This window comes from Bacillus sp. USDA818B3_A (assembly GCF_009928415.1).
In the GTDB taxonomy this organism is placed as follows: domain Bacteria; phylum Bacillota; class Bacilli; order Bacillales; family Cytobacillaceae; genus Neobacillus.
In genome coordinates this window covers 1-16,413 of record NZ_JAABNN010000016.1, presented here as the reverse complement: position 1 = coordinate 16,413, position 16,413 = coordinate 1, and the positions used below count along the sequence as shown (strand labels likewise).

At 37.0% G+C, this 16,413-nt stretch carries 18 protein-coding genes; 8 read left to right on the top strand and 10 right to left on the bottom strand.

The window, feature by feature from the left end; genetic code table 11:
* Positions 1 to 165 precede the first annotated feature (165 nt).
* Positions 166 to 648 carry a putative immunity/bacteriocin fusion bifunctional protein gene (locus GXK58_RS19930; RefSeq protein ID WP_160724940.1) on the top strand — a complete coding sequence of 161 codons (483 nt, stop codon included), beginning with the start codon at positions 166 to 168 and terminating at the stop codon, positions 646 to 648.
* 41 nt (positions 649 to 689) lie between these two features.
* Here the strand turns inward: GXK58_RS19930 and GXK58_RS19925 are convergent, their stop codons facing one another.
* The 4 genes from GXK58_RS19925 to GXK58_RS19910 all read right to left on the bottom strand — a co-directional run bounded on the left by GXK58_RS19925 (position 690) and on the right by GXK58_RS19910 (position 4,136).
* Positions 690 to 1,328 (bottom strand): hypothetical protein, encoded by a 639-nt coding sequence (locus tag GXK58_RS19925; protein ID WP_160724939.1) that lies wholly within the window; start codon positions 1,326 to 1,328, stop codon positions 690 to 692.
* A 3-nt stretch (positions 1,329 to 1,331) separates the two neighbouring features.
* A complete protein-coding gene (locus GXK58_RS19920) occupies positions 1,332 to 1,670 on the bottom strand; it encodes a PadR family transcriptional regulator (RefSeq protein ID WP_160725017.1) in 339 nt (112 codons plus the stop codon).
* A gap of 319 nt (positions 1,671 to 1,989) precedes the next feature.
* Positions 1,990 to 3,012 (bottom strand): DUF3231 family protein, encoded by a 1,023-nt coding sequence (locus tag GXK58_RS19915; RefSeq protein WP_160724938.1) that lies wholly within the window; start codon positions 3,010 to 3,012, stop codon positions 1,990 to 1,992.
* A gap of 362 nt (positions 3,013 to 3,374) precedes the next feature.
* Positions 3,375 to 4,136, bottom strand: a complete 762-nt coding sequence (locus GXK58_RS19910) for an SDR family oxidoreductase (RefSeq protein WP_160724937.1) — start codon at positions 4,134 to 4,136, stop codon at positions 3,375 to 3,377.
* A gap of 456 nt (positions 4,137 to 4,592) precedes the next feature.
* Here GXK58_RS19910 and GXK58_RS19905 point away from each other — a divergent pair, with 456 nt between their 5' ends.
* From GXK58_RS19905 to GXK58_RS19895, 3 genes are all read left to right on the top strand, one after another.
* The gene (locus GXK58_RS19905; RefSeq protein ID WP_160724936.1) at positions 4,593 to 5,486 is read left to right on the top strand and encodes a CPBP family intramembrane glutamic endopeptidase; all 894 of its coding nucleotides are present in this window, start codon (positions 4,593 to 4,595) and stop codon (positions 5,484 to 5,486) included.
* Positions 5,487 to 5,948: 462 nt separating this feature from the next.
* The gene (gene hcp / locus GXK58_RS19900) at positions 5,949 to 7,622 is read left to right on the top strand and encodes a hydroxylamine reductase (RefSeq protein WP_202171412.1); all 1,674 of its coding nucleotides are present in this window, start codon (positions 5,949 to 5,951) and stop codon (positions 7,620 to 7,622) included.
* Positions 7,623 to 7,845: 223 nt separating this feature from the next.
* Entirely contained in the window at positions 7,846 to 8,319 is a 474-nt protein-coding gene (locus GXK58_RS19895; protein ID WP_160724934.1) for a hypothetical protein, read from the top strand.
* A gap of 364 nt (positions 8,320 to 8,683) precedes the next feature.
* Here GXK58_RS19895 and GXK58_RS19890 read toward each other — a convergent pair whose 3' ends face one another.
* The 3 genes from GXK58_RS19890 to GXK58_RS19880 form a co-directional block, all read right to left on the bottom strand.
* Entirely contained in the window at positions 8,684 to 9,913 is a 1,230-nt protein-coding gene (locus GXK58_RS19890; RefSeq protein WP_160724933.1) for a sugar efflux transporter, read from the bottom strand.
* 47 nt (positions 9,914 to 9,960) lie between these two features.
* A complete protein-coding gene (locus GXK58_RS19885) occupies positions 9,961 to 10,533 on the bottom strand; it encodes a histidine phosphatase family protein (RefSeq protein WP_160724932.1) in 573 nt (190 codons plus the stop codon).
* A 181-nt stretch (positions 10,534 to 10,714) separates the two neighbouring features.
* Positions 10,715 to 11,566: an aldo/keto reductase gene (locus GXK58_RS19880; RefSeq protein ID WP_160724931.1), complete on the bottom strand. Its 852-nt coding sequence runs from the start codon at positions 11,564 to 11,566 to the stop codon at positions 10,715 to 10,717.
* Between the two features lie 225 nt (positions 11,567 to 11,791).
* On the opposite strand from GXK58_RS19880, the gene GXK58_RS19875 reads away from it, so the two are divergent.
* From GXK58_RS19875 to GXK58_RS19860, 4 genes are all read left to right on the top strand, one after another.
* Positions 11,792 to 12,709, top strand: coding sequence for an AraC family transcriptional regulator (locus GXK58_RS19875; RefSeq protein WP_160724930.1), 918 nt, complete (start codon positions 11,792 to 11,794; stop codon positions 12,707 to 12,709).
* A gap of 256 nt (positions 12,710 to 12,965) precedes the next feature.
* Positions 12,966 to 13,292 carry an ArsR/SmtB family transcription factor gene (locus GXK58_RS19870; RefSeq protein ID WP_272928169.1) on the top strand — a complete coding sequence of 109 codons (327 nt, stop codon included), beginning with the start codon at positions 12,966 to 12,968 and terminating at the stop codon, positions 13,290 to 13,292.
* Between the two features lie 71 nt (positions 13,293 to 13,363).
* The gene (locus GXK58_RS19865) at positions 13,364 to 13,558 is read left to right on the top strand and encodes a hypothetical protein (protein WP_160724929.1); all 195 of its coding nucleotides are present in this window, start codon (positions 13,364 to 13,366) and stop codon (positions 13,556 to 13,558) included.
* 43 nt (positions 13,559 to 13,601) lie between these two features.
* The gene (locus tag GXK58_RS19860) at positions 13,602 to 14,072 is read left to right on the top strand and encodes an ArsI/CadI family heavy metal resistance metalloenzyme (protein ID WP_160724928.1); all 471 of its coding nucleotides are present in this window, start codon (positions 13,602 to 13,604) and stop codon (positions 14,070 to 14,072) included.
* 343 nt (positions 14,073 to 14,415) lie between these two features.
* Here GXK58_RS19860 and arsC read toward each other — a convergent pair whose 3' ends face one another.
* Genes arsC through GXK58_RS19845 form a run of 3 tightly spaced genes read right to left on the bottom strand, consistent with a single transcriptional unit; the run spans position 14,416 to position 16,259 of the window.
* A complete protein-coding gene (gene arsC / locus GXK58_RS19855; RefSeq protein ID WP_160724927.1) occupies positions 14,416 to 14,838 on the bottom strand; it encodes an arsenate reductase (thioredoxin) in 423 nt (140 codons plus the stop codon).
* 17 nt (positions 14,839 to 14,855) lie between these two features.
* Positions 14,856 to 15,914, bottom strand: a complete 1,059-nt coding sequence (arsB, locus tag GXK58_RS19850) for an ACR3 family arsenite efflux transporter (protein ID WP_160724926.1) — start codon at positions 15,912 to 15,914, stop codon at positions 14,856 to 14,858.
* Positions 15,915 to 15,926: 12 nt separating this feature from the next.
* Positions 15,927 to 16,259 (bottom strand): ArsR/SmtB family transcription factor, encoded by a 333-nt coding sequence (locus tag GXK58_RS19845; protein WP_160724925.1) that lies wholly within the window; start codon positions 16,257 to 16,259, stop codon positions 15,927 to 15,929.
* Between the last annotated feature and the right edge of the window lie 154 nt (positions 16,260 to 16,413).

The window sequence follows — 16,413 nt, the reverse complement described above, 5'->3', positions numbered from 1 at the left end:
CTCGGGAATTAGGATTGATTGGATGACCAACAGTAGCGATGGTTACAGCCGGACCAAACAAAACATCTTTTCCGATGGTGATTTTCGTATCTTCAATAAAATTACAGTTAAAATTAATATAATTACCCCCGCCAAATTCGATGTTCGTTCCATAGCAAAAGTAAAATGGCGGCTCGATCCCCCCAAGAGTTAAAACAACTCAATAAAGACAATTTTAAAGAAGAAAGGAAAGCAGACAGCTACATTACTTTCGAAAACTTAACAGACGAAGGTATTACATACAAAAAGGTTGGTGTCTATACTAGCTTTTTCGTCAAGGAAGCTGATCAAGAAGTTGCTAGAAAACAAGTCTGGTTGAATCTAGATACAAATGAAGTAGTAAGATACGATGTATTTAAGTTTAATGCTGATGGCGATGCTACTCAAATCGCTCAATATGATAAGAACCAAGAAAAAGCAGAATCTCAATCTGGTACATATAGTGCAAAAGGCTTTAAATTTAGCGGTGTAAGCTTTGCTTGTAGTATGGCCGGTATTATTGCTTGTACAGCTGCCTTTGGTGGTTTGACTGTGTTTGTTCCAATGGTTGGTGCCGTAGCTAGTTTAGGTTGTGCAATTGCCTTTAACGTTGGTTGTTCCTTCAGTTGATAAATCAAAATTAAAACAAAAACAAGCTTAGGGGATGTACCCTAAGCCTGTTTTCTTCTATAGAATATTTTTAAAAACAATACGTACCATATTGTTAATATTAAATAGCCAATAAAATAACTTAACGTAAAACTTTCGATAGTTTTGATTACCATCAGCCTGATTGCAAAGCAAGCAAAACCAATTGCAAATATTAAATTACTTACCTTCATTAATTTTTTTAGAAAATTTAACGTAGTAATGTTCCAAGGTAGTTTTCCAAAAATAAGCCAAAGATTCGATAGTACAAAAGCAAGTGCAAATGGCAAGTTTGAAGAAATATTAATTCCCCCCATTGCGATTGGAACTGCCAAAGCACCTAAACAGCCTATTGATAACACTGTATAGTACTTTAAAAAGTTTAATGATTTTTTCGATTCGTTAATATTTATATCTGAATATTCATCTAATATTTCATTTGCAAGCTGTCTTGGTGGCAAGAAATCTTTTAATACTATATGAGGTAACTCCTTTTCCGGAACACCCTCTCTTTCCTTTTCTACTGCACTTTCAAACAAATCCGATTTTATCTCGGCTATATGTTGTTCTTTGATACTTTTGGGTAAGTCAATCAGGTTTCGACTTAAATCATTTATATATGAGTCAATCACATTGTTTGAAAAGAAGTACTGTTTTTCCAATCTTTATTCATCTCCCCTACTTATAGTCATCAACGAATGATAAATATCGTTATAACCGTCCAACCTTTCTTTTAATATTTCACTACCTGCCGAAGTGATTTGATAATATTTTCTCTTTGGACCTTCCATTGGATCCTCCCAATAAGAAGTAGCCCATCCGTTTTTGGTTAATCGATTTAAAATTGGATAGATGGTTCCGTTTGGAATCTGAAAAGCTCGGAATTTATTTAATTCACTTGTAATTTTATATCCATACTTAGCCTTTTTGCTTATCAGAGAAAGAATCGCTACCTCAAAAATACCCTTACGCAACTGTATAATCCATTTTTCATTATTTTCCATATCCTTACTATATAGGAGTGGAATATATATATCAATCATATATAGTATAAATGTATAAAAACGGGAATAAATTACTATTCCTCCTTTTATTCTTAAACGCAAAAAAAAAAAACAGCTCAAGGCTGTTTTGAACATACAATTAATTGGATCCTACATATTCACTGTACATTTCCCATTTTTTTGTATACTTATCAAAGAATTTACTGTGTTCTTCAGAAGAGTTAACTTCCCAATATGTATGCTGCACAGCTGTTTTTTTATAAACAAACCTCATATTTCTTCAATACAGGAATGCTCCACATTTCAATAGGGAGAGGATTCAGAATTGATTCTTTTTTCTTATTAATTCATCTCTATCGGATGCCATTGGAGGCTGTTCCAACCATCTATTTTTAATCATGATATTTGCTCCATCTTCAGAATACATCTGAACTTCCATGGATAGCCTGTTGTACATTGCACTAATATCTCCTCTAGGACTTTGACTAACAGCTGTACCATAATAGCCAACGCTCAAAGTAATCAAACCACTTGTGAAGAACATCATCAGTTTATCAGAAAAAGTATGGGATGTACTATTTGTTATTTCTGAATCCCAACCCATAGGTGCTGGAAGTTTACTTTCCTCTAGCTTACTTCTAAATAATCTAATATGTTTATTCCCAACTTCTAAACCCTTTAAAAAGAATTGTTTTACATCCTTATCCTTTGCAACCTGACTAAAGCCAGTAAGTGCAGCTACTCCCAAGGCATTTCTTTGTAGATTCGCAAATAAATTATCGACTTCGGCAGCAATTAATGGTCTTTTTTCTCCGAACACATCTAACATAAACCATTGCTTTTTTACAAATTCAACCTCCTCTAAATTAGGAAGGCTAGGAGACCTGATAAACAATCCTTTAGACAATAATAAATCAGTTGACTTATCATATAATTGCATTGTTTCTGTAAGACATTCCATGTAATAGGATTTAATATCAATTCTTACAGATGTTCCAACACTACCAGCATAAGTTGTAAGCCCAACCTTAGACATTTGGTGTATAAAATTTAGTACAAAACTGTCGGAATAAAGTCTAGGAGCAGTTAAATCAACATCCTCTTCTATACTAAAACCATATGGAACTACATTTTTTTCCTCTGTTAGTATTGCAGTAATCTTTTGAATATGTGACTTTGATAATTCTAAAGCAAATTCAATTATAGGCTTTATTTCAACATCCTCAGCTTTTTCTAGAAAATATGTAAGAACACATAGGCTTGAGCTATCATTTAAGTATTGAAGCCAAAGTTGACCAATCTCACCCGCTGTTAGCCTAATCTGTTTTTCTTTTTCATCCATAAGTAACCCTCCAAAAAAGTTATACTAAAAAATACTTTCCCCATAAATTACCTATTTTATGTGTTAGTTACCTGATACGTCCCCTTGCAAAGAATGAGCCAGCAATCGCTAAATTGCATACTACTTCTTATACTGTACTTTTTTCAACTAAACCCGTTAGTGCAGTAATCATCCCTTCACAAATAATAATAAATATTAGTGCGTATACAAGTTCACTGTTAAATAATTATTCAGAAAAATTAATAAACATACTACCAAAACATACATCAGTTAATTGCCAGAAACAAACAATTGCCCGATACTTTAATACAATTCTTTAGGAAATAAGCAGATTGTCTCATCAACCTATCCATACAATACTTTCAATGAATCCTATTACTTAGATATTTCTCGAATGTAATCTTCCCCATTTTTCGACTAGGATTGGTATTTTTCCCATCGGAAAAAGATTTGGATAGTCTTCCTGGTAGAGAAAAGCTTAATACTTTATTGGTTTCATTATTTATGTTGATTTTCATTTCAGCCATTTCTCTTAATGTCATGATATCTGGTCCACCAAAATCCTCCGCTCTTCCTTGTGGACCTTTTTCCACTAACCCGGTGAGATGATTGGCATATTCACTTACATCAACACTTTGGAATTTAAAGTTCCCAGGGACAATATACCTTTTAAAGAGGGATTTTGATAAAAATATATTCTCGACAAAATGGTGGAACTGAGTTGCACGGACAATTGTATGAGGGACGGAACTATTTTTCAATAAATCTTCTGCTTCAAATTTTTCTTTATAATATTTAAAGGGTATTTCTTCTATCCCCACTATTGATGGATAAATAAAATGTTTTATATGTTCCATTTTGCTTAAAAACTCTTTAAAACCTGAAACCTCGACCATTTTTGAATGTTTAATCGGACTTGTTGCTGCGTGTATAATTATATCTACATCTTTTATTGCTTCCTCTAATCCTTCACCATACAATAAATCACTATAGACCCACTCGAAATCTCCTATTCCTTCAGGTTTTCTTCTGGAAGTTATTTTAACTTTATAATCAGATCCCTTTAATTGCTTAAGCAAAGCTGAACCAAGCTGCCCCGTTGAACCAGTAACTAGTATCCTCAAGGTACACACTCCCGTACTATTGGATTTCTTTTATATTGTATTATTCAGAGGTCGGGGGCTTTATTCAATTAAACTAACTTTTACTTTAGGTGCATTTCTTTGAAATTTTGCTTATCTTCAAAAAAAAAGGACCATCCAAAGATGGTCAAAGTTTTTCAAGAAGAGATATGGGGGAAAAGTAGCTGTTAAGTATTTACCCGGACTCTTAATAGTTAAACAAGAAATGCAGATAATTTTTTCCTTTTTTGATTATATTTTTTAAGAGTATACGATCTTCATATTTTCTCTTCTATTATTTTCTGTTTTAAGTGTATAATATTTCCTATTACAACATATTTTACAGTGTATACTTTTGTTTTCAAGGTGCCTCCTACCCTCATATTATTCAAGCGATTGACTAATTTAATCATTTTGTAGGTATTTTTCAATACTACTAGATAGTAGGTGTTAAAATAATTGGATTTTATTAGAGTAAATAAAGGTAAGAATAGCTGGAAAAGGTATTTATCCTCATTTATTGTGATTATGTTGTTTATCACTGTCGGGGCGCTGCCCTATGTCATCATTAGTGACTGGATTGTTAATTCGGATGGAAACCCCCATACCTATTTGGATTTAGATAAAGGGGAGTATGTAGGAATTAACCCGTTACTTAATTTTACCTTGATGAACTCTCAATTTTTGTTTTGGCTTCTGGGCCTTTTTGTCGCGATACGTTTCATTCATAAACGGAGATTTATATCGCTCATTACGCCCAATAGAAAAATAAATTGGAAGCGAATCGGCTTTGGATTTATGACCTACTTTGTCATTCTGGGTCTGACTACCATCATCGATTACCTCTTAAACCCTGGGGATTACTCATTCAACCATATTAAAGTTTCGGACTTTTTGATTTTATTTGTGCTCGTGTTGGTTTTAACTCCAATTCAAACGACCTGTGAGGAATTATTTTTCAGAGGATATCTCATGCAATTTTTCGGAAAATGGATTCGCCTGCCTTTTCTTTTAGCTCTTATCACAGGTTCGATTTTTGGTGCACTTCATTTTACCAATCCTGAAATGGGATATTCCCCCTTATTGGTTGGAATGGATTATTTGCTAACCGGATTCATCTGGTGTTATATCACCGCAAAGACGAACAGTACGGAATTGTCAATTGGAGCGCACGCAGCCAATAATATGCTGTTGGGATGGTTCATCACGATGGATGACTCTGCCTTTGGTGACCTTCCATCCTTATTTATTGTCACAAATATTGACCCGGCGATCTCCCTCGTGTGGACTGTTGTTTCTCTTGGAAGTTTCCTATTTATTTCGCTGAGAAAATACAAATTTACCAGACTATAATAAAGATGCCAGTAACCTTTCTATTTGAAAGATTACTGGCATTTTTTTTAAAAAGAAAACAAATTGCTGCTCAAATTCCACTTCATATAACTCTCCGCATAATTCTCGTGCAAATACAAATTTTATTTGGTCTGCATTCCTTTTAATCTCAATTTAACCTAATTATATTGTGTTTAACTAGCTGTTCCAAACTGCATTCACTTGCCCTTGATGTCACGAAGTGTTCAAATCTTTTTGACTTGTTTGTGAACAGATTCATAAAGAACTCCAATTCAAAATTAATCAATCTATAATAACAACATAAATAAGTTGAATGTAATGTTAATCACTTATGATCCTTATTCAATCAACCCACTAAATTAGAGAAAATGTTTATTTCAAAAAACTGGAAATTATTTAAAGCTCTTCATGTAGAAAAATTAAAAACCGAAAATCATTCATTGGAGGAAATTAAAAATGAGTATGTTTTGTTTTCAATGTCAAGAAACTGCAAAAGGTACAGGTTGTACTGTTGTTGGAGTATGTGGAAAAAAAGATGATTTAGCCAATATGCAAGATTTATTGATTTACACGATTAAGGGCGTATCGATTGTGAATACAATCGCTCGTGAAATCGGTATAAATCAAAAGAAAACAGATGAGTTCGTCATCAATGGTCTTTTCATGACAATTACAAATGCAAATTGGGATAAAAATGAATTTTTTAATACAGTAAGAGAAGGATTAAAGCTCCGGGAAGAGATTAAAGAAGCAATCTTAAATGCAGGATACACGTTAGACAACAACAGCGATTTTGTCACATGGAATGGTGAAACTAATTATGAACTTGAAGTGAAATCTGCTTCTCAAGAAGTTAGTGTTCTTGCAACAAGAGATGAAGATATTCGTTCATTAAGAGAGTTAGTGACTTACGGTTTGAAAGGAATGGCTGCCTATTTAGAGCATGCGGCAAACCTTTACTATGAAAATGAAGAGCTAAATGCGTTTATGCAAAAAGCACTTGCAATGATCACTGATGATTCCATAAGTATGGAACAATTGATTGATCTTTCAATGGAATGTGGAAAGTACGGCGTTCATGCCATGGAGCTTTTAGACACAGCCAATACATCAACATATGGTCATCCTGAAATGACAAAAGTAAACATTGGTGTACGCCAAAATCCGGGAATTTTAGTTAGCGGTCATGACTTGAAAGATATGGAACAGTTATTAAAACAAACAGAAGGCACGGGTGTAGATGTGTATACACATAGCGAAATGCTTCCGGCCCACTATTATCCAGCCTTCAAAAAATATGACCACTTTGTCGGTAACTACGGAAATGCATGGTGGGAACAAACTCGTGAATTCGAGAGCTTTAACGGTCCGATTTTAATGACAACCAACTGTATTGTACCACCAAAAGCATCTTATAAAGGAAGAATGTATACAACTGGGGCAACGGCTGTTGAGGGTGTGACTTATATTCCTAAGAATGAAGATGGTACAAAGGATTTCTCGCGTTTAATTGAGCATGCAAAGCAATGCCAGTCGCCAGTAGAAATTGAAACAGGTGAAATTATTGGAGGATTTGCTCATAATCAAGTGGCTCAAGTAGCTGATCAAGTGGTAGAAGCAGTGAAAAACGGTGATATTAAACGATTCTTTGTCATGGCTGGCTGTGATGGCCGCCATAAGAGCAGAACTTATTATAAAGAGTTTGCCGAAGAGCTTCCAAAAGATACGATCATTTTAACAGCCGGTTGTGCAAAATATCGATACAATAAACTGGATTTAGGTGATATCAACGGTATTCCAAGAGTCCTTGATGCCGGTCAATGTAACGATTCCTACTCTCTAGTCATGACTGCATTGAAGCTGAAAGAAGCATTCGGATTAGAAAGTGTAAATGAATTACCGTTATCTTACAATATCGCATGGTATGAGCAAAAAGCGGTGATCGTTTTCTTATCTTTACTTTACTTAGGTGTGAAAAATATTCACGTTGGACCAACCTTACCAGCCTTCTTATCACCAAATGTAACGAACTTCTTGGTTGAGAATTTTGGTGTAGGCGGCATTTCCAATACTAAAGCCGACTTGGAAATGTTCATGAACACCTCTATTGATATTCAAGGCAGTGCATTAGTTTAATAGGTTAAAAGATAAAATCCAGGGAGAGTCAGTGGCTTTCCCTGGATTTTATTCGTTTATATATAGGATTTGGGAGTCATCCAAAAATGGATGATATTCACCCCATTTAATAATTTCACATAGATTAATTTAGAGGTTTATTCCGCAACTTTTCTAGGATTGAGGGCTTCCCTTTAGTAGAAAACCAGTCCACACCTGCCTTATATCAATGGAGGTATAACATATGACAAAATTTAATTCCTTTCATGGAACCATTACGATGATTACTGATTTTGAAGGAGATGGCTGCAATAAATTAATTACTGTAGAAAACGGAATGGGAGGAATTGTAAATTTCGTAATCACACCTACAACTTACTTTGTTGACCATGCAATGGTAGCCGTTGGTGATCGAGTGACTGGATATTATGACGAGAATGCACCTGCTATTTTAATTTACCCACCACAATATCAAACACTTGTTATGGTAAAGAAAAGCCCCTATCAGAATGTCAAAGTAGACTATTTTAATAATCAGTTGGTGAGTAGTGATGGGTTATTACGATTAAATGTATCTCCCTATACCCAAACGGTTTTAACAAATGGTCAATCATTTACAAGAAGCCTTGCAAACCGAGACCTCATTGTTATTTATGGACCTTCCACGAAAAGTATTCCTGCCCAAACCACCCCTTATCGGATTGTAGTTTTGTGTTAGGGGCTTGAATGAGCAACTTATTATTTATATGGGTAACCCAATTGTCTACCGAGATAAAAATTTTTTGAGGTGCTCGGTCGTCAATGAGCTCTCTTGTCTACCGAGATAGAAGTTTTTTGAGTTAGCCGGTCGCCAATAAGCTCTATTGTCTACCGAGATAGAAGTTTTTTGAGTTGGCCGGTCGTCAATGAGGTCTATTGTCTACCGAGACGGAGATTTCTTGAAGTGGTCGGTCGTCAATGAGCTCTCTTGTCTACCGAACCAGAAGTTTTTTGAGTTGGCCGGTCGTCAATGAGCTTTATACTCTATTATTCACCGATAATACTTCCTCTATTCTATCTTTACTCCAATTAAAAAAGGTAGCTTAACTACCTTCTTTCACGGATGGAACGTGTCTTAAAGGAACTCCCTTTTCCTTATTGGTTCTTGTCTTCCAAAATATAAATAACGAGAAAATCACAAAAAACAGACAAACAAAGTATACATTTCGATACCCTGCAAACTGGGCGATGACACCCCCGCCTAGGTTCCCTATTAATCTGCCAATGGTCGAGCCATTGGAATAAATGGTTGTTGATAATCCCGGTGAATGAGGCAGTATATCTGTGAAATAGCTCAACCCATTTCCCATAAGTATCGCCACAGCAGTTGCCTGCAGAAGCTGCGCTGCAACCAACTGCCAAGAAGCAGTTGATACACTTAAGATAAGATAATACATAACCGAAACCAAGCAGCCAAGAATCATCAGAGAATGGTTCGATATCTTTTTGCTCAAGGCACCAAGAACAATCATAATCGGAATTTCCAAACCAGCTGACAAACTAACCACCAATCCCACTTCTGAATGAGTCCCATGAAGCTCATTCACAATAAAAAGCGGCGTATTAATACTGTTAATCGCATTGACTGCAAATAAAAAAATAAAGGCAATAAGCGGCACCATAATCTGCTTGTTTTTTACAGATGGTGACCCAGCACCTGCTCTCTTCTTACCATTTTGAACCGTTTTTCTTTTTTTAAGAAACAGAATGACAAGAGAGGCAATGATCAGATAAATGGCAGATGTCCCTAAAAAAAGTCCCTTATAGCCGAGCGCACCCAAAATGAAGGTACCGCCTAATGGCCCAATGAGGAAACCAAGAGATACAAGAGAACGCAAGGTAGACATTGCGAATGTCTTGTCATCGGATTTGCTCTCATTAGCGGACTCCTGGGCGGAGGCATATATTTGCGGCATGGCAGCCGCTCCTAAGCCATTAAACAGAGTGACGACAAACAGTAAAATATAGAAGTTGTGAAACACTAAATACGAACCATATCCCAGTGCAGAGGAAAGCATGGCTAAAATAATTAACCCTTTTCGATCTAGACCGTTATCGGAATTTTTCGCAATAAGCGAGTTTACCACCACTCCGCTTAAGGAACTGATCGCCATAAAAACGCCAAAAGCTCCTGCACTCATTCTTAAATCTTCAGTAAAATACAAGGATAAGTAGGGCTGAGTAATGGAAATGCCAATACCGACAAGCAGCATACAAATGACAAATAAACTATAACCTTTAATCGCAAACAAGTTCTTCAACCGTGCAAACACATGTAGCCCTCCCTTCCTTCAAGCCTACTCTTCTACAATATTTACACTTAACAATTAAAATTATGGTTGATTATTTCAATCAATTTAAATTCTTGTTTCTCATATTCAAATTTCAATATGCAGCAATTGCCAATTCTTTCTTTTTGAGTAATCGAACTTGTATGCTCCCAATACTGCATAAATTTTCTGCAAGCGGCTCCGTGAGATACGGCTAAAACCACTTCATTATCTTCTTCCATTATTTTTTGACAAGTCTCAACCACTCTTTTTTGAAATTCCTTTTCTTTTTCTCCACCATAATTGGCAAAAAAATCACCGTAAGGCAGGGATGGATTTAAATCTTCACTTTCCCCTTCAAAAGTTCCAAAATTCCATTCCTTTAGCCCTTTTAGTCTTATATAAGGCATATCAGCCACAATTTCTAAAGTGTCACAAGCTCTTTCGGATGTTGAGCTATAAGCATGGTCGAAAACAATATTGTGCTCTTTAAAATACTTAGCAGCAGTCTCTGCTTGTTGGATTCCTAGTTCGGTAAGTGGTGAATCACACCACCCCTGAATTTTCCTTCGTATATTAAATATCGTTTGTCCATGTCTCATTAGATATAAAGTCTTTTTCATACGTACCCCCATCGATGAATTTTAAAAAAACATTTACTTACTTATCTAAGTTAACGGCTCCCACGAGCCATTTCATTATTTTCCCCTCCTAAATCCACAGAAAAAGCGTGTGTAGAATTCACACGCTTTTTTATGGACTTAACACCTTAACATGGTGAGTAATGTGTGATAAGAAAGACCATTAAATATCAAGTTGGCGAGTCCCGATCCATTTTACCATTTCAGGATCTTGGTGTGAGAAGAACAAGCTTTGTTTCGTATCTAAGGCAGCAATATTTTCCAAATCCTCTTGACTCAATTCAAAGTCAAAGATATTGAAGTTTTCGATAATTCTTTCCTTACGAACAGACTTTGGAATCGCAACGACGCCTCTTTGCGTTAACCAACGTAAAACCACCTGGGCAACGGATTTATTATGCTTTTCAGCAATTGATAATAAAATTTCGTTTTGGAACAGGTTATTTTTCCCTTCTGCAAACGGTCCCCAAGACTCAATTTGTACATTGTTCTCTTTCATCAAGTTAGCACTTTCTATTTGTTGGTGGAAAGGATGTGTTTCAACCTGATTTACAGCTGGGACCACTTCATTATGAAGTATAAAATCAGTCAGACGATCTGGATAGAAGTTGCTAACTCCAATTGCTCTGATCTTACCCTCACGATACAATTCCTCCATCTCACGCCATGAACCGTAAACATCGCCATATGGCTGGTGAATTAAGTACAAATCTAAATAATCCAGCTGCAGTCTTTCCAGCGATCTTTCAAATGCCTTCTTTGTCTTTTCATATCCGGTATCCTGAACCCATAATTTCGTAGTGATAAATAATTCATCTCTTGCTACACCACTGCGCTTGATGGCTCTGCCCACCGCTTCTTCGTTTAAATAAGAAGCAGCGGTATCAATCAGACGATAGCCTGCCATAATCGCCTCATAAACAGCTTGTTCACATTCTATTTCATCTTGAATTTGAAAAACGCCAAAACCAAGGATTGGCATTTCAACACCATTGTTTAAAATAACTTTTTGCATTAAAAATTCCTCCTGTGATTCAATTAATATCTAATTTACTTTTATCTAAGAATATCCACCACTGTGATTACCATTAGAGGATACATATATTATGCAACAAAAGGAATTCAGGCTGATATCACAATCGTATCAAATGATTGCCTAATCCTCTCACATCCATTTACTAAAAAAATGAATTAACCTTATAATAGAATCATCACAAAGGAAAGAACAAAGGAGTAGCTTATGTTTGAACAATTATATAGACAAAGAGTTGAACTTGCGAAAATCATAGAGGGCCATACTGGAAAGGATGGAACTCAAAGAACCGCCATTCCATCCCTGTTCTTCTCCCGTTACTCTGATGAGTCCGGTCCAGTTTATGGTGTTTATAAGCCAGCCTTATGCATTGTGGTTCAAGGGATGAAGGAAGTTTTGCTGTCACAGGAGCTCTTTAGGTACGGTCCTGCCGATTATCTTGTGGCATCCGTTAATCTGCCAATTACCGGACAAGTCACGGAAGCCTCAGCCGATGTTCCATATCTGGCTCTTAAACTTGAATTTACTCCGAGTGAAATATTGGAGGTATTACGTGAATTCCAAATGGACGCGGAGAAGAAGGAAAATGCTAAACGAGGCATGTATGTCAGCAATATAGAACCATCATTGCTAGATGCGGTAACACGATTAGCTCGGTTATTGGATACTCCGAACGACATTAAAGTACTTGCTCCTCTAATCGTGAAAGAAATCATTTATAGGGTTCTGCAAGGAGATCATGGGGGGATATTAAAACAGATAGCGATAGCCGGAAGTTCGACCCATCAAATCAGTGATGTGATCGGACATATCATGAATAACTATGAAAAGTCACTTAAGATAGAGGAACTGGCGGAGATAGCAAATATGAGTGTTTCTTCTCTTCATCGGCACTTTAAAGAGATAACCGCAATGAGCCCGATTCAATTCCAAAAACAACTGAGACTTCAGGAAGCCCGAAGCCTGTTATTATCTGAATCAGCAGATGCAGCGGATGTTGCATTTCGGGTTGGCTACGAAAGTCCATCGCAATTTAGTCGTGAATATTCCCGGATGTTTGGTTTACCGCCTAAGGAAGATGTAAAGCGAGTGAGAGATAACACTGACCAAACGATAAACCTCTGATCCCCCTCCTCCCTGTATTTAGCAAACCAAAAAGGTCGCAAATGGCAGTATATTTTTGTGGATGGAAAAGAAGGCTTAATAAAATCTTATATATTAGGTCTTCTATTCAAATCAATATAATATGGCAAAAGTATACCATTATAAAATAAATCAAAAAATTTTGATAAACCAATTGACACAAGAAAAAAATGGATATATTATGAATACATCAAGAAAATTTGATGTAAAAAAGAAGGTGGGAAATATGTCCGAAGAAATGAAGCTAAACATTGAAATTCAGGATGTTTCGATGGACCGGATATTTGAACAATATGAACAAAAGTTTAAAGCACTCGCCGATAAGAAAAGGTTACAAATCATGAATCTATTGACCAAAAATGGCAGCATGTGCGTATGCGACTTGTCCCCCCTGATCGATATGGCACAATCAAAACTGTCCTATCACTTAAAGATCCTTTTGGATGCCAACCTGATCAAGAAAGAAACAAAAGGGACATGGAGTTATTACGATTTAAACCAAGAAGAGCTAAACCATCTTTTGTCATCTGAACTTTGCTGCCTTTTCAAACCGACTTGCGACTAATTTTTTTTATATTTAATATCAATTTTTTTTGATTAATATATCAATAATAGTTGATTAAGGAGGAGTTCACCATGTTTTTTAACGAAAACGAAGTGTATCAAATGATGAAATTGCGCCAAGAGGAAACAGAAAGGAATGCTTTGAACGCTTGGAAAAATGAGGTAGTGGAAAAAGAATCCATCCTTGAAAAAGTAGTGAGGAAATGGAATAACCGCAATAAATCCTTCAGCATACCACAACAAAATTGCTGCGCTTGCCATTGCTAAAGGAACCTAACAAAAAATAACATAAAACTCGGAGGGAATCGAAATGAAATATGCGCATGTTGGCCTTAATGTAACAAATCTGGAAAAATCTTTGGAGTTTTACAGAAAATTGTTCGGGGCTGAACCTGTGAAGGTAAAGCCTGATTATGCAAAGTTTCTGCTTGAAAGACCAGGTTTAAATTTCACCCTCAATCTTCGGGATGAAGTAAGTGGAAATCAAGTAGGTCATTTCGGGTTTCAAGTGGAAAGTACAGAAGAGGTCATTGCTCATAAGAATAGGCTTTCTGGTAGCGGTATTCTTTCCCAATACGACGAAATAAACACAACCTGCTGCTATGCACTCCAGGACAAATTCTGGATTCATGACCCCGATGGAAATGAATGGGAGTTTTTCTACACAAAGGGTGATATCGAACAAAAAACCTCGGATACATCATCTTGTTGCGTAAATGAGCCGAAGGTTGAAAAGGCGGAGTGTTGTTCGACTATTCCTCAAATCAACTGCTGTTCATGATTTAAACCATATAAAAGGGTCTCACTCCTTGTGAGACCCTTTTATTAACAACATCTTCCCGTATTGCCGATCATCGAGATCCCTGATCCATTGCCACTTCGGTCTAGAATCAGGTCTTCCGTACTCGGTTCAATAATGGGATCGATTGCTACTGTTATTTCATTAATGGTGACGATGATATCGTCTGCTTCCGGCTCATCCAGAGCCAGTCCAATTCTTGGCGTTCCTCAGCCAAAGCCATCAAAGAAGATTCGAATGTTCTTAGCATTCTCTTCTTCGAACATTTTCTTAAATTCATCTCGAGCTTCGTCAGTAATTTTCATGTTCGTTCCCCTCCTAGTGATTATTCTCTCGTTTCTGCAAAACGTTTAATACGATTCCCAATTTCATCACGGACACGTTGGAAGAAAGCCCATTTTTCCTCGTCTGTCCCTTCAGCTTTAGCCGGATCATCAAATCCCCAGTGAACTCGTTTAACATGAGGAGGAGTTACAGGACAATGTTCTGCTGCATGCCCACATAAAGTAACCACTAATGCCGCATGATTTAAAATATCAGGATCGATAACGTCAGATGTTTGGTTTGAAATATCAATGCCTGCTTCTTTCATTGCTTTTACCGCATTAGGATTTAATCCATGAGCTTCAAGCCCGGCACTTTTTACTTCCCACTCACTACCTAGATGCTTCTTAGCCCAACCTTCTGCCATTTGGCTGCGGCAAGAGTTTCCTGTACATAAAAAATAGATTGTTTTTTTGTTTTCCATATAGTTTTCCTCCATTATTAAACGGATTGTTCGTTAAAGTATTTTCGTCTAAACCATAATGCCACATTAACCAGTGCAATCATGACCGGTACCTCCACAAGCGGTCCGATAACGGCTGCAAATGCTGCGCCGGAATGGATTCCGAATACCCCGACCGCAACGGCAATTGCAAGCTCAAAATTATTGCTTCCTGCTGTAAAGGAAAGAGTTGTCGTCACCGCATAGTTTGCACCAATCTTCTTTCCTAAGAAGAAAGAGACGAAAAACATCAAGATAAAGTAAATCAATAACGGGATTGCGACCCGAACCACATCAAACGGCAAGCTCACAATCATATCTCCTTTTAGAGAAAACATGACAATGATCGTGAACAGCAGAGCAATTAGTGTAATCGGGCTAATTTTAGGAATGAATACTTTCTCATACCATTGTCTGCCCTTCGCCCTGACCATCGTAAAGCGAGTGAGCATCCCTGCAATAAACGGGATACCAAGGTAAATGAACACGGACTTTGCCACTTCAAGGATGGTAATATTAACAATGGCGCCATGGATTCCAAGCCATCCCGGTATAACCGTAACGAACACATAAGCATAAACTGAGAAAAACAGCACTTGGAAAATCGAGTTGAATGCGACTAACCCTGCTGAATATTCGGTGTCCCCTTTTGCTAAATCGTTCCATACGATGACCATGGCAATGCATCGTGCCAAACCAATCAAAATCAGCCCTACCATATATTCCGGTTTGTCTGGAAGAAAAATGATGGCAAGCAGGAACATTAAAATCGGTCCGATAATCCAGTTCTGGACCAATGATAAAACAAGAACTTTGACATCCTTGAAGACCCTGCCGATTTCCTCATAACGGACCTTCGCAAGTGGTGGATACATCATTAAAATCAAACCAATAGCAATCGGGATGGATGTCGTTCCGACCTGAAGTTTGTTCAATCCGTTCACCAATTTTGGGAAGGCAAAGCCTAATCCAACCCCCACCGCCATCGCTAAAAAGATCCAAACCGTTAGATATCGGTCTAGGAACGATAGGCGTTTCTTTTCTTTATTTGCACTCATTTTTCCACTCCTTTAGCAACCGCAACGAAGCGTTGCATTGCTTTTTTCTATCTGGTTAATTTTTTCTGTCTGATCCGGAGCGTGCTTCAAGATATCAACCATAAGTCCGAACAGGTCGCTCTGTTCGTTCAAAGAATAATAGACCCACTGTCCTTTTCTAGCCTCATTTACGATTCCTGCATCTTTTAATTTTCTAAGATGCTGGCTTATAGAAGGCTGGCTCATGTCAAATACTTCTTGAAATTCACATACGCAGCACTCTCGATGCTTCATAATGGATACCATGGTTAAACGTGTTTTATCCCCTAAAAGCTTTAAGAGCAAGGCTGTGCGATCCAATTCCATTCGGTTAACCCCCTATTATTAACATATAATTATTTCCTTATATAAGATAAACCAAAATCGTGTTATCTTCAAGCTTTAGAATGTTAAGAATTCGTAAATAATAAAGTAGGGAAACCTTTTTCAAGGCTTCCCCCTTATCAAACCGTACGTGCCC

Bases quoted from the DNA above. Each gene is read 5' to 3' on its own strand.
- GXK58_RS19930 (WP_160724940.1), top strand. From the start codon at position 166: ATGGCGGCTCGATCCCCCCAAGAGTTAAAACAACTCAATAAAGACAAT.
- GXK58_RS19920 (WP_160725017.1), bottom strand. From the start codon at position 1,670: ATGGAAAATAATGAAAAATGGATTATACAGTTGCGTAAGGGTATTTTT.
- GXK58_RS19915 (WP_160724938.1), bottom strand. From the start codon at position 3,012: ATGGATGAAAAAGAAAAACAGATTAGGCTAACAGCGGGTGAGATTGGT.
- hcp (WP_202171412.1), top strand. From the start codon at position 5,949: ATGTTTTGTTTTCAATGTCAAGAAACTGCAAAAGGTACAGGTTGTACT.
- GXK58_RS19895 (WP_160724934.1), top strand. From the start codon at position 7,846: ATGACAAAATTTAATTCCTTTCATGGAACCATTACGATGATTACTGAT.
- GXK58_RS19885 (WP_160724932.1), bottom strand. From the start codon at position 10,533: ATGAAAAAGACTTTATATCTAATGAGACATGGACAAACGATATTTAAT.
- GXK58_RS19880 (WP_160724931.1), bottom strand. From the start codon at position 11,566: ATGCAAAAAGTTATTTTAAACAATGGTGTTGAAATGCCAATCCTTGGT.
- GXK58_RS19875 (WP_160724930.1), top strand. From the start codon at position 11,792: ATGTTTGAACAATTATATAGACAAAGAGTTGAACTTGCGAAAATCATA.
- GXK58_RS19870 (WP_272928169.1), top strand. From the start codon at position 12,966: ATGAAGCTAAACATTGAAATTCAGGATGTTTCGATGGACCGGATATTT.
- GXK58_RS19865 (WP_160724929.1), top strand. From the start codon at position 13,364: ATGTTTTTTAACGAAAACGAAGTGTATCAAATGATGAAATTGCGCCAA.
- GXK58_RS19860 (WP_160724928.1), top strand. From the start codon at position 13,602: ATGAAATATGCGCATGTTGGCCTTAATGTAACAAATCTGGAAAAATCT.
- arsC (WP_160724927.1), bottom strand. From the start codon at position 14,838: ATGGAAAACAAAAAAACAATCTATTTTTTATGTACAGGAAACTCTTGC.
- arsB (WP_160724926.1), bottom strand. From the start codon at position 15,914: ATGAGTGCAAATAAAGAAAAGAAACGCCTATCGTTCCTAGACCGATAT.
- GXK58_RS19845 (WP_160724925.1), bottom strand. From the start codon at position 16,259: ATGGAATTGGATCGCACAGCCTTGCTCTTAAAGCTTTTAGGGGATAAA.